11 protein-coding genes and 1 pseudogene are annotated in these 12,788 nt (G+C 67.1%); 9 read left to right on the forward strand and 3 right to left on the reverse strand.

Translation table 11 applies throughout. The features are described from left to right. The 7 genes and pseudogenes from KO481_RS13340 to KO481_RS13365 all read left to right on the forward strand — a co-directional run bounded on the left by KO481_RS13340 (position 1) and on the right by KO481_RS13365 (position 6,817). Positions 1 to 561 (forward strand): RNA polymerase sigma factor, encoded by a 561-nt coding sequence (locus KO481_RS13340; protein WP_308166583.1) that lies wholly within the window; start codon positions 1 to 3, stop codon positions 559 to 561. 15 nt (positions 562 to 576) lie between these two features. Continuing rightward, on the forward strand, positions 577 to 1,071 hold the full coding sequence (locus tag KO481_RS13345; protein WP_215917434.1) for a redoxin domain-containing protein: 495 nt from the start codon (positions 577 to 579) through the stop codon (positions 1,069 to 1,071). A gap of 89 nt (positions 1,072 to 1,160) precedes the next feature. Beyond that, positions 1,161 to 1,853: a TetR/AcrR family transcriptional regulator gene (locus tag KO481_RS13350; RefSeq protein WP_215917435.1), complete on the forward strand. Its 693-nt coding sequence runs from the start codon at positions 1,161 to 1,163 to the stop codon at positions 1,851 to 1,853. Between the two features lie 274 nt (positions 1,854 to 2,127). After that, positions 2,128 to 2,994: pseudogene (locus KO481_RS42980) on the forward strand (oxygenase MpaB family protein); the annotation flags it as partial. Positions 2,995 to 3,015: 21 nt separating this feature from the next. Continuing rightward, positions 3,016 to 4,407: a cytochrome P450 gene (locus tag KO481_RS13355; RefSeq protein ID WP_372452038.1), complete on the forward strand. Its 1,392-nt coding sequence runs from the start codon at positions 3,016 to 3,018 to the stop codon at positions 4,405 to 4,407. 12 nt (positions 4,408 to 4,419) lie between these two features. Beyond that, complete coding sequence (locus KO481_RS13360) at positions 4,420 to 5,976, forward strand: succinic semialdehyde dehydrogenase (protein WP_308166584.1); 1,557 nt, start codon at positions 4,420 to 4,422, stop codon at positions 5,974 to 5,976. A 19-nt stretch (positions 5,977 to 5,995) separates the two neighbouring features. After that, on the forward strand, positions 5,996 to 6,817 hold the full coding sequence (locus tag KO481_RS13365; RefSeq protein WP_245400883.1) for an SDR family oxidoreductase: 822 nt from the start codon (positions 5,996 to 5,998) through the stop codon (positions 6,815 to 6,817). Positions 6,818 to 6,880: 63 nt separating this feature from the next. Here the strand turns inward: KO481_RS13365 and KO481_RS13370 are convergent, their stop codons facing one another. Genes KO481_RS13370 through KO481_RS13380 form a run of 3 tightly spaced genes read right to left on the reverse strand, consistent with a single transcriptional unit; the run spans position 6,881 to position 10,052 of the window. Beyond that, a complete protein-coding gene (locus KO481_RS13370) occupies positions 6,881 to 7,690 on the reverse strand; it encodes an ABC transporter ATP-binding protein (RefSeq protein ID WP_308166585.1) in 810 nt (269 codons plus the stop codon). Further along, positions 7,681 to 8,811: a FecCD family ABC transporter permease gene (locus KO481_RS13375; RefSeq protein WP_245400884.1), complete on the reverse strand. Its 1,131-nt coding sequence runs from the start codon at positions 8,809 to 8,811 to the stop codon at positions 7,681 to 7,683. The genes KO481_RS13370 and KO481_RS13375 overlap by 10 nt, the downstream gene beginning before the upstream one ends. Continuing rightward, positions 8,808 to 10,052 (reverse strand): ABC transporter substrate-binding protein, encoded by a 1,245-nt coding sequence (locus tag KO481_RS13380; protein ID WP_215917438.1) that lies wholly within the window; start codon positions 10,050 to 10,052, stop codon positions 8,808 to 8,810. The genes KO481_RS13375 and KO481_RS13380 overlap by 4 nt, the downstream gene beginning before the upstream one ends. A 406-nt stretch (positions 10,053 to 10,458) precedes the next feature. Here KO481_RS13380 and KO481_RS13385 point away from each other — a divergent pair, with 406 nt between their 5' ends. Further along, entirely contained in the window at positions 10,459 to 11,424 is a 966-nt protein-coding gene (locus KO481_RS13385; RefSeq protein WP_215917439.1) for an ornithine cyclodeaminase, read from the forward strand. Then, on the forward strand, positions 11,421 to 12,770 hold the full coding sequence (locus KO481_RS13390; protein WP_308166586.1) for a type III PLP-dependent enzyme domain-containing protein: 1,350 nt from the start codon (positions 11,421 to 11,423) through the stop codon (positions 12,768 to 12,770). The genes KO481_RS13385 and KO481_RS13390 overlap by 4 nt, the downstream gene beginning before the upstream one ends. Positions 12,771 to 12,788 lie beyond the last annotated feature (18 nt).

Here is a 12,788-nt window from a genome sequence, read left to right on the forward strand (position 1 = left end):
GTGATCGCAGTGCAGAAAGGCTGGGCCGGTGAGCAACTCGTCGAGGCCGCGCAGCGCGGGGACCCCGAGGCGATCGCCGCCATCGTGGACGGCGCCCATCCGCACGTGCAGCGATTCGCGCATCACCTGTGCGCGTCGTCCGCGGATGCCGAGGACGCCGCGCAGGAAGCGTTGATCACCCTCTACCGCAAGATCGGGACGCTGCGGACGGCAACGGCCATCGCCTCGTGGATGTTCCGCATCGTCCGCAACGAATGCCTGCGACGTGCACGGCATTCGCTGCATCACATTCCCCGGATCGACTGTGCGGGGGAGGATTTCGTCGCCTCGGCCGAGGACGAGGTGCTGCACAGGTGGGAGAGCGACCAGCTCACCCGGGCGATCGCCGCGCTGCCCGAGCTGCAGCGCCGAGTCCTGATCATGCGCGATGTACTCGGCTATCCGGGGCGCACCACGGCCGAGACGCTCGGTCTGAGCACCGCGGCGATGAAATCCCAGCTGCACCGCGCTCGCGGCGCCGTCCGCCACACCCTCGACGCCGCCCTCTCGGCCGGCGCCTGAACCACCACACCACCCGTGTCGAAGGGACATATCGCCATGCTCACCACCGGATCCGCCGCGCCGGATATGCAACTCGAGGACACCGCCGGGAACACCTGGCGTCTGTCCGATCAGCTCGGCACGCACGGCGCCCTGCTGTTCTTCGTGCGCTCGACCTCCTGCCCGATCTGCAACCGGCACGTGCGTGACCTGCTCGCGCAGCGTGGCGGGTTCGAGGCCGACGACGTCCGCCTGTACCTCGCGATCCCCGAGGCCCACGACGCGGGCCGCGCATGGCGGACCCAGCACCGGATCACGGTTCCCGTCCTCGTCGGATCCGCGGGATCCCCTCATCAATCGGTCGGACTGACTCGCAGGCTCTTCGGCTCCATGCAGCAGTCCGGCTCGGTCCTGGTCGACCCCGGCGGCATCGTCCGGCACGCCCACGGCGCCACCATGCCCGTGAACAGCTACGACAAGAAGGGGATCCAGGCCGCCATCCGTGCCATGCGCGGGCCCGCGGGCACATGAGGCCGACCGCTAGTATCGGGTATTGCAGGCTGATCCATCACCTATCCGTGCGGTCGTTGTGGGTCGATGCGGAGGACGAGGGAGTGCGCGTGGCCGACGGTCGAACGGAGCGGTGGGTAGCTCACCGGGCGGAAGTCCGCAGCAAGCTGGTCGATTCCGCCATGCGTGCGATCGATGTGCTGGGTCCGCAGGTCAGCATGCGCGAGATCGCCGCCGAGGCGAAGATCCCGAAGGCGACGTTGTACCGCTTCTTCACCGACAAGTCGGAATTGGCCGCGGCCATCGCGGATCGCGTGCGCGACATGGTCGCCGAGCGCATCACCGTGGGGCCCACCGAAGCGGGCGCGACGCTCGGTGGGTTCCTGCGATCGGGTGTCAGCCGCTTTCTCGAACTGGCCGATGGCCACCCGAACATCTTTCAGTTCGTCATGGTCACGTATTCGGAGACGCCCGAGGAGCCCAGCGCCGATCTGGACCGGGTGTCGGCGCCGTCCCGGGATCTGGCCGCCGTGCTACGCCAGGTCATGCTGGGCTGCGGAGGCACCGGCACCGATCTGGAGCTGACCGCGTACATGGTGATCGGCAGCATTCTGCATGCCGGTAAATGGTGGCTGGTCCGGGGGCATGAGGACGAGAAGACCCTGGTCGAGGTCATCGACAACGTCGACAGCAGCATCCGGGCGCTGGTGCAGACCGCGGCGCACGCCAACGGCGTTCATCTCGACTTCGATGCCCCGATGGCGAACTACTTCGGCAAGACAGGGCTTGTCCGGGCCATGTAGCCCGCCTGACCGCTGGTATCGGATATCACCGCGTCAACTGCGGTCGCAGTGCGACTCTTGACGCCACGACCGGTTGGGTGCACGATATTGACCATCGGTATCTGAGACCGATGGTCCAGGCGTGGAAGACTCGGCCCGCCCCGTTGCCTCACCGGAGGTGCAGCACATGCCGAAGCATGACACTCCCGTGCCCGCCCCGCACGAGACCGTCCCCTGCGCTGGAAAGGATGCCGGGACAACGGGATTCGATGCCGGCATCCGGGAGGCGGTGCCGATGCCACTGGCGGAGGAACCGCCGGCTCGGCTCGGCCCGGACTCGCTGACCTGGAAGTATTTCGGCGACGTCCGGATGCTGCTGGGTGTGCAGCGGCTGGCCGGGACCGAGAATTGCATCGAGCAGCTGGCCAAGGGCGTCCAGGACCACTCGGTGTTCTTCGAGGACACCCTCGCGCGCGGCCGGCGCACCGGTCCGCCGATCGCCAAGACGCTGTATTCGGCAGATCCGTTCTACTGGGGGCGGACCGTCCGGGACTTCCACAAGCCCATCAAGGGGACCATCGACAGCGACGGATCGCGTTATCACGCACTGAATCCCGAGCTGTACTACTGGGCGCACGCCACCTTCGTCGACCAAACCATCTACACCACGGACACGTTCATTCGCCGGCTGTCCTACGCGGAGAAGGCGCAAATCTTCGAGGAGTCGAAGATCTGGTACCGCCTCTACGGGGTCAGCGACCGCAGCCAGCCGCAGACCTATGAGGAGTTTCTGGCGTACTGGGACTCCATGCTGGAACGCTTTGTGCCGACGCCGATCATCCGATACGCGACCGGCTACATCCGCAAGGGCGTGCCGCAGCCGAAGAGATTGCGGCGCTTGCCCGCACCGGCGTGGAGGCTGCTGTCCGCGCCGCTGAACGGCTTCATCCGGACCGTGATCGTCGGAACACTGCCGCAGCAGATGCGCGAGGTGTGCGACCTGGAATGGGATGCGCAGCGGGAGCGGCGATTCCAGCGTTTCGCTGCGGCAATGCGCGCACTCAACCCGCTGCTCAACCGGCTTCCGGTGGATAAGCTCTACACCCCGTGGGCCGCCGAGGCTTGGGAGCGGGAGGGTGTCGATCCGCGAAAGATACTGAACGGCAAGCACCCCGACCGTGCGATCGCGCCGGCCGCGGTAACCCCGCCCGCACCGAAGCCCAAGCACGTCCGCACGCGCGCCCTCGCGGATCCCCCGGCCGGGAGCGGCCTGAAACCGGTCCACGGCCTCGGCCGGCTGTCGGTGCCGGATCTGCTGCTGTACCGCACGGATCCGCAGAAGTTCGTTGCGCAGCAGCGGGCCACCTTCGGCGACATCAGTTTCATGATCGCCCCGACCGGCAAGATGGTCACCCCGCTGACCGCCTCGGGATGTGAGACCGTCGCGCTGAACCGGGACAAATCCTTTGCCGCCGAACCGGCCTGGGGATTCATGATCGGCAGGTTCTTCCGGCGAGGCCTGCTGCTGATGGACTTCGAGGAGCATCGCTACCACCGGCTGGTGCTGCAGCAGGCCTTCACCACCGCGCATCTGAAGGACTATCTGCGGCAGATGCAGCCGATGATTCGCGAACGCGTGGCCGCGTTCCCCACCGGGGACGGGGTCCGGATGCTGCACGAGCTGAAGAAGCTGACTCTCGATGTGGCACTGGAGATCTTCCTGGGCTTGCAGCTCTCGCCCGCGGAGGCCGATCGGATCAACAAGGCGTTCATCGACTGTGTAGACGCGGGCCTGGCGTGGGTGCGCTACGACGTGCCGGGCACGAAGTGGTCGCGCGCCGTCGCGGGCCGCACGGTGCTCGAGGAGTTCATGTACCGGCACCTGCCCGCCAAGCGCGCCACCAGGACCCCGGACCTGTTCTCCACGCTGTGCCACATCAGCACCGACGAGGGCCACCGCTTCACCGACGAGGACGTCGTCGATCACATGATCTTCCTGCTGATGGCCGCGCACGACACCTCGACCATCACGATGACGACGATGGCCTACTACCTGGCAAGGAACACCGAGTGGCAGACCAGGGCGCGGGCCCAATCCCGGGAACTGCCGGCCGAAATCGATTACGACACACTGCCGAAGTTCACGGTGCTCGACGCGATCATGAAGGAATCCCTGCGCCTGAACGCCCCGGTGCCGGGCCTGCTGCGGCAATCGGTGCGGGACACCGAGATCGACGGCCATTTCATCCCCCGGGGCACGCGGGTGGCCGTCAGCGCCATCGTCCCCCACTACGACCCCGAATTATGGACGGACCCTTACCGATTCGATCCGGACCGCTTCGCTCCGGAACGTGCCGAGGACAAATCGCACAAGTTCGCGTGGATGCCCTTCGGCGGCGGCGTGCACAAGTGCATCGGGCTCTACTTCGGACAGCTGGAGATCAAGACGGTCATGCACAATCTGCTGCTCACTCACGACTGGACAGTGCCGCAGGGGTACCGGTGGAAGCTCGACTACTCCACGCTGCCGGTGCCGAAGGACGGTTTGCCGGTCCGGCTGAAGAAGCTCGGCTGAGTGGGGCCCGCCGTGACCGAATCGAGTCTGCCGCCCCGGATCGATCGACTGCTGATCGAGCAGTTGCGCGATCAACTGCCCAAGTCCGCCGAAACACGCTCCGCTGCCTCGCCTTTCACCGGTTCCGAGCTGCCGTGGGTACCGCAATCGGACGGCGCCGCGATCGACACCGCCGCGCAGGCCGGTCGAAACGCACAGCGGGACTGGGCGGCCCGTCCGATCCGGGAGCGCGAGCGAATTGTCCTGCGGTACGCCCGATTGCTGCTCGACCACCACGATCAACTGTGCGACCTGATGCAGTGGGAGACGGGAAAGGCCCGGATCCACGCCGCGATCGAGGTGCAGGGCGTGGTGTCGGTGGCTCAGCATTACGGGGCCACATCGCGCCGCTATCTGGCCGAGCGGAAGGTGCGCAGCCTGGGCTGGCCGGTCCGGGCGGAGGTCGGGTACCGCCCCAAGGGGCTGGTCGGGGTGATCGCACCGTGGAACTACCCGCTGTTTCTTGCTGTCGGCGACGTGATTCCAGCGCTGATCGCCGGTAATGCCGTGCTGTCCAAGGCCGATTCGCAGACCCCCTGGACCCTGTTGCTGGCTCGCTATCTCGCGGTCCGGGCGGGAATTCCCGAGGCCGTCTGGCAGGTGGTGGCCGGACCCGGCAGGCGCATCGGGCAGGCGGTGGTCGACGCGGTGGACTACCTGTGCTTCACCGGTTCCACCGAGACCGGCCGAACCATTGCACGGCAGTGTGCGGACCGATTGATCGGGGTGTCACTGGAACTCGGCGGCAAGAATCCGATGATCGTGCGTGCCGACGCGGATCTCGACGCCGCGGCCACCGGGGCCGTGCAGGCGTGCTTCTCGAGCGCGGGCCAGATGTGCATCGGCATCGAGCGAATCTATGTGCACCACAGTGTGTATCAGCGCTTTCTGGATGCACTCGCCGATAAGGTCGCGAAGCTCCGGCTCGGCGCGGAATACGACCTCGCGGTCGACATGGGCTCGCTGACCTCGCAGCGCCAGCTCGTCGCGACCAGCCGTCATATCGTCGACGCCGTCGAGAAGGGGGCGAAGGTCGTCACCGGCGGCAATGCCCGCCCCGACCTCGGGCCGCTGTTCTTCGAGCCGACGGTGCTCACCGGCGTCACACCCGCCATGTCGGTTCACGGCGAGGAAACCTTCGGACCGGTGGTTTCGGTGTATCCGGTGGTCTCCGACGACGAGGCCGTGCGCCTGGCCAACGAGGGCAGCTATGGACTGTCGGCCAGCGTGTGGACCCGAGATCTGGGTCGCGGCAGGGCCATTGCGGCACAGATCGTCGCCGGCGCGGTGATGGTGAACGACGGGTATCTCTCGGCGATCGCGTCGCTGCACGCCCCGATGGGCGGAATGCGGCAGAGCGGACTCGGGCGGCGCCACGGCCGCGACGGGATCGTGCGTTACACCGAACCGCAGACCATCACCGCGCAACGCTTTCCCACCCCGTATCCCGATCGCATGCGCGGGCTCGCGCTCACCGCGCTGCGGCGAGTCACCGAACTGCGCCTGCGAATCTCCCAGCGAATCCGATAGGAATTTTCCAGTGAAGGGCATGGATCTGACGGGGCGCGTCGCCGTAGTCACCGGCGGCGCCCGGGGTATCGGCCGCGCGACGGCGGCCGCGTTGCGCGATGCGGGTGCCAGGGTCGCCATCGGGGACATCGATGCCGACGAACTCGCCACGACCGCAGGGCAACTCGGTGTACTGGGCGGATATCTCGATGTCACCGACCCGTATTCGATCGCCGGTTTCCGAGCCCTCGTCGAGGAGCAGATCGGGCCGATCGACGTGTGGGTCAACAACGCCGGCATCATGCCGGTGGGTTCGCTGCTCGAACAGGACCCGCGGGTGATCCGGCGTTCGGTCGAGATCAATCTGCTCGGGGTCATCGAGTGCTCCCGAATTATCGCGCGTGGCATGGTGACTCGCGGTGGCGGGCGCATCGTCAACATCGCCTCGGTGGCGGGCCGCATCCCCGCCGCCGGGATGGCCGTGTACAGCGGCACCAAGTTCGGCGTCGTCGGATTCGGGGAAGCGCTCGACGCCGAACTCTGTGACAGTGACGTGCGGGTGTCGACCGTCCTGCCGTCCTTCGCCGCGACCGAGCTGATCGACGGGCTGCAACCGGGCCGGGGGATGGATCCCGTTCCACCGCAGCGGATTGCGGACACCGTGGTCAAGGTGCTGCGTAAGGGCAAGCGATCCGCGGTGGTGCCCAGGCGGCTGTCGGGCGCGTCAGCGGCCTGGATGCATCTGCCCCGGCCGCTGGCTCGATGGCTGAGCCGGCAGGTGGGCCTGGACCGGGTATTCCTCACCAGCAATGCCGGTCGTGCCGCCTACGACCGCCGGATCGCGAAGGGTCGCACCTCATGAAAGTTGCTGTCGACCACGACAAATGCGCCGGTCATGGGATCTGTGAGGCGCTGGCGCCCGGCGTCAGATGCTGCTCCTGGCAGCCACATTCAGCGCTCCGTCCGGCATCGGATGCACGGTGGCCTCGACCTGATAAACCTCCCGCAGCATCGCTTCGGTGATCGTCTCCGCCGGCGGGCCCGCCGAGTGGACGGCGCCCTTGTGCAGTACGACGATCTGATCGGCGAAGCGCGCGGCCAGGGCGAGGTCGTGCACGGTGATGATGACCGCGGCGGGTTGCGACCGCGCCAGGTGCCGGATGAGCGTGAGAATCTGCAGTTGGTTGCGCAGGTCGAGATTGCTGGTCGGTTCGTCGAGCAGTAGCACCGTGGGCTGCCGGACCACCGCTTGGGCCAGACTGACCAATTGCCGTTGTCCGCCCGACAGATCCGAGATCGGTCTGGTGGACAGTTCGTCGAGGTCGAGCTGGGTGAGAACCTGCCCGATCCGATCGAGGACCGCGGCGTCGGCGCGAGGTTTCAGCCGGCCTCGACGGGCCAGCAGCACGGCCTCGAACACCGTGATCGAGCTGGCCGGCGGGGTTTCCTGCGGGGTGTACAGAATCTGGTCGTGCGCAGTCCCCGACCGGGCGAGCCGGCGCAGCATCCGTCCGGCGGGGCGCGTATCGACCGCGCGGTCACCGTCGACGCGGATACTTCCGGTCGCGCGGTGCAGACCGGCGATGCACCGCAGCAGAGTCGACTTGCCCGTGGCATTCGGGCCGACCAGCGCGGTCACCGTCCCGGAGCGCACGACGGGCAGTGTGATCTCCCGCAGGATCGGGGTGTCGCCGTATCCGAAGGTGAGTCCCTCGACCGCCAGCTCTACGTCCACAGCTGCCGCCTCTTGGCGAGGATGAGCAGCAGGAAGACCGGTACACCGACGATCGAGGTGATGATGCCCACCGGGACGATCACACCGGGTACCAGGAGTTTGCTGGCGATCGAGGCGCCGCACAGGAGGATCGCGCCGCACAGCGCGGACGCGGGCAGCAGGTGCCGCTGGTTCTCACCGACCAGCATGCGGGCGGCGTGCGGCCCGACCAGTCCCACGAACCCGATCGAGCCGGCGATGGCGACCGCGGTCGCGGCCAGCACCGACACCCCGAGCAGCACCCACATTCTGGTGCGTTCGACGGACACGCCGAGTGCCCGCGCCCGGTCGTCACCGAGCCGCAACGCGGTCAGTGTCCAGGCCGAGCGGCGAAACAGGGGGGTGATCGCGCAGCAGACCACCGCGAGCAGCGCGACCTGCGGCCAGTCGGCCCGGCCGAGACTGCCCATGGTCCAGAACACCACCTGCTGCAGTTGCGCGTCCGAGGCCACGTACTGCATCAGCGACAGCAGGGCGGTGAACAGGAAGACCATCGCGATTCCCAGCAGGATCATGGTCTCGGTGCTCGCGCCGCGGACTAGGCTGAAACCCAGGATCACCGCGCAGGCGATCATCGCGAAGATCCAGGCCGTGCCGGCCATACTCAGCATCGGCCCGACCAGCGGGATCACCGTGACCCCGAGGACCACGTTCAACGCGGCGCCGAACCCGGCCGCCGCCGAGATCCCCAAGGTGTAGGGCTCGGCGAGCGGATTGTTCAGGATCGTCTGCATCTGCACGCCCGCGACCGCGAGCGCGGCGCCGACCAGCAGCCCCGCGACGGACATCGGCATCCGGATGTTCCACACGATCTGGCGCACGATCTCGGGCGCGCTCCACGGCGTGAACACCCCCCGCAGCAGCTCGGGCAGGCGCAGCCCGCTCCCGCCGACCCCCACATCCGCGACGAACAACACCACCGTCAGCAGCAGCAGGCTCGCCACCAGCAGCCCCCGCCGACGAACGACCCCTCGATACTCCCGTGTGGTCCGCGCAGCCCGCAGCGCCGGTGAGACTGTGAGATGCGGTCCCTGCGACGCGGCGGCATCCGTCGACGTCATCGGCACGTCCCTGGTGGTCATGACAGCTCCGCCCAGAACGCCCCGCCGACCGGGACCGGAAGGAACTTCTCGTGCAGTGCCCGCAAACCCGCATCGGGATCCACGTCGGCGAACAGGTCGGGATGCATCCACTTCGCGAACCACTGGATGGCCAGGAAGTTGTACGGCGAGTCGTAGAAGTGGTGCCAGACCGCGTAGGTGCGGTGCTGCTGCACCGCTCCCAACTGGGAAAAACCCGCCTGCCGATCGATGATCGCCCGCAGTTGAGCCTGTGCCCGCGCCGGTGACTGGTCATAGCCCAGCGGAACGAACGAACCCGGTTTGGCCGGAGTGTTCGGTGCCCAGTTGGCGCCCGTGGCGATGACGACCTGCGGATTGCGCGACAGGACCGTCTCGGGTGAGATGCTGCCCTGCTGGCCCGGCAGCAGGTCGTCCGCCAGATTCTCCCCGCCGGCATAGTTCACGATCGCGGCCAGGTTGGAACGGGCGAACGAGGAACAGCAATCGAAGTAGCCCGGAGCGCGCCACAGGAATGTCGCGGTGGCCGGTTGCTTCGCGGCGTCCAGACGTGACCGGACACCGTCCACGGCCGATCGGTAGTACGCGATGAAGTTCGCGGCCTCGGCCTTGCGGTCCAGCAACGCGCCCATGAGCTCGACGCTGGGCACGGTGTTCTTGATCGGGTCGACGAAGTAATCGATGAATACCGTTGGAATGCCGACCTTTCCGAGGCGGTCGATGACCCCGGCATCCTGGGCCGTCTTGAACGCGGAGGCACTGGCTACGAACACATCCGGGCGGAGCGCGATCGCCTGCTCCACCGAGAACGACCCGTCGTAGAGCTCGCCGATAGTGGGTATGCCGGCGAGCTGTGGAAACTGCCGCAGATACGTCTGGTAGGTACCGGGGTCGTTGTCCAGCAGGTCTTTCGGCCAGCCGACGATCCGCCGGACCGGATTCTGCTTGTCCAGCAGCGAGGTCGTGTAGAGCAGGCGCGAACCGTCGACCAGAATGCGGGCCGACGGCGCCTTCACGGTGACGTGCCGACCCAGGACATCGGTGATCTCGACGGCAGGTCCGCTCCGTTCGCCCGGCGAGCCGGGCTCCGAGGCGCCGGTACAACCGGCCGCGACCGCGACCAGGCTCAGCACCATCAGGAGGATCACCCGCGAGAAATGGCGTGTGCGCCGGAGCGAAGGGCGGCGCCGCACCGCTGGCCCCGATCCGCGGCCACGCCGATCGTGCTGGTCAGAACTGATCATGAAGCCCTCATTCAGTGCTCGAAACGCCATGCTCGCTCGGAGCATGGCAGGTACCAACAACTTAGGTGACCCTTGCCTAATAAGATGCTCATACTTCTTCGCAAGAATCAACCCGAGGCCGGGGATCTCTGGAAGTGGGCGGCTCGTGACGGCGATGGCTTGCCCGGGTATCGAGGCCGCGATGATGTTGTGGCGCAGGTTCTTCGACGATGGTGAGCGCTGGACTCGACCGCCGGATTGATTGTCGGGAGTGGTACGCGCGGGTCCGGAATGCTCGGCGGGTCGACATTCCAGCTCGGTGAGGCTGGATCGGCTGAGGGGGTGTTGCGAAATAGTTTAGGTAAGGCTAACTTCACCTCTTGCGTTTCTGTCTCGCCCTCGGAGCACCAAGATCGGACCGGAATTCATGCACATCCTCACCCGCAGCGACCTCGCCGACCTGCGCATACCGCCCAGCGATGTAATCAGCGCCGTCGAGGACGGCTATCTGGCCCTGGCCGGAGGCCAGTCTCGATGCCCCACCAAGTTGATGATGCCGCTGCCCGACGAGGCCCGGGACTCGGTGTCGTACGCGATGCTCGGCTATGACGGAGTCCTCGAGCATCTCGGCTTCAAGACCTCGTATCGTCAGGGCAGCCAGACCAACGAGAAGTACTACACCACAATCAGTTTGTACGACGATTCGACCGGCCGGCCCTTCGCGCTGATGGATTGCCAGCGCGTCGGAGCGTCCCGGACCCCGGCGACGACGGCGTTGATCGCCCGCGCTTGCGCGAAACCGGGTGCGAAATCCGCGCTCATGATCGGCACCGGCGTGCAGGGCGTGAACACCCTCCCGTACCTGCTCACCGCGCTGCCCGAGCTGGAGCGGCTGCGGCTGTTCGGTACCCATCCGGATGGTATCGCCCTGTCGTGCAAGACTTTCGATGAACACTTCCCGGATCGCGAGATCGAGCTGGTCGAGGATGTGCCCGCGGCCGTGGCCGCCTCCGACATCGTGGTGGTGGCCTCGGGCCGGGCCGCGCATCCGCCCGTGCAGACCGGCTGGCTGCCGCCCGGCGGCCTGCTGATCTCGGTGGCCAGCAAGGGCGTGGCCGCCGGGGCCCTGCGCGATGCCGACTACACCGTGACCACCAGCGTCGGCCAATTGGGCGTCACCGGAACGCGATTGGCCGGAGAAGACGGCCCCGCGCACATCGACGCCGTGGTTCCCGACATCCTGGCCGGTCGGGCGCCGGGCCGGCGTACCTCGGACGATCGGGTATTCGCCTTCTCCAGCGGCATGATCATCACCGACATCCCCGTAGCGCACGCGCTCGCCACCCGCGCCATCGCGGCCGGGCGCGGACAGCGAGTGGAGCTGTGGCAGTGACTGTTACCACCGCGGCGATGCCTTCGGCACCCACCGCATCGAGCGTCGGTCCCGCACTCCCGGCCCTGCAAGCGGATTGGGCGCTGCGGGCCCAGGCCGACCCGGTGCTGCTGGGCGACATCGCCCGGGCGGTGCGCGGGCCGTTCCACGTGATCAACCCGGACCGGTTCGGAACGAATCTGGAAGCGTTCCAGGCCGTCCTGCGCTCCGCCGGGGTGGATGGGCAGATCTATTTCGGCAAGAAGGCAAACAAGGCCGGCGGCTGGCTGCACGAATGTGCCGCTCGCGACGGCGGCGTCGACGTGGCCAGTGCGCCCGAACTCGTTCATGCTCTGGCGCACGGCATTCGGGGCTGCGACATCGTTGTCACCGGGGCGGCGAAGGCCGATGAGCTGCTGTGGCTGGCCGCCAGGCACGGCTGTCTGATCGCCGTCGACCACCTCGACGAACTCGATCGGCTGATCGAGCTGGACTGCTCGGCGCGAATCCTGTTGCGGGTCTTGCCAGAAGTGAATCCCGACAGTCGATTCGGGCTCGACGCAACGCAATTGAGCCGGGCGCTCGACCGTTGCGTGCAGGCCGTGGCGGCGATCACGATGGAGGGCTTCTCGTTCCATCTCGACGGCTACCAGGTGGAGCCCCGTGCCGAGCTCGCCGATCGGCTCGTCGACGCCTGCCTGGCGGCTCGTGCCCGCGGACTCGCGGCCACATCGGTCTCCATCGGCGGCGGATTCGCCTGCAGCTATGTCGATTCCGCCGACTGGCAGCGATTCCAGGAGGGCTACCGAGACGAATGGTTCCACGGTCGTAAGAAATTCGCGAAGTTCTATCCGTATCACCAGGCGCCGACCGGCGCGGACATGCTCGGCGCCATTGTGCAGCGGGTCGGGCGCCGATTCGCGGAGACCGGCACGCGGCTCTACTGCGAACCCGGCCGGGCGCTGCTCGACCAGGGCGGATTCTCGGTCTTCCCGGTGCAGGGCTACAAGGAACGCGGCGACCACGGCGTGGTAGCGGTCGGTGGCGTGAGCATGAGCGTCTCGGAGCAATGGAAGGGTAGTGAGTTCCTCCCCGAACCCATTCTGTGGCAGGCGGATTCGGCGGAGTCCACCGGTCCGGTCGAGGCGTTCATCGGCGGCGCCAGCTGTATGGAGTACGACGTGCTCACCTGGCGCAAGATCAGCCTCCCGCGCCGCCCGCGCTACGGCGACCTGATCATCTACCCCAATACCGCCGGCTACCAGATGGACAAGAACGAGAGCGAGTTCCACCAGCTCCCGCTGCCGCCCAAGATCCGCATCGAACACCGCGACGGGCGACACACCTGGGCCTACGACGCATCGTGACCAGATTCCCACTACCCG

It is taken from the genome of Nocardia albiluteola (assembly GCF_018860155.1).
GTDB lineage: Bacteria > Actinomycetota > Actinomycetes > Mycobacteriales > Mycobacteriaceae > Nocardia > Nocardia albiluteola.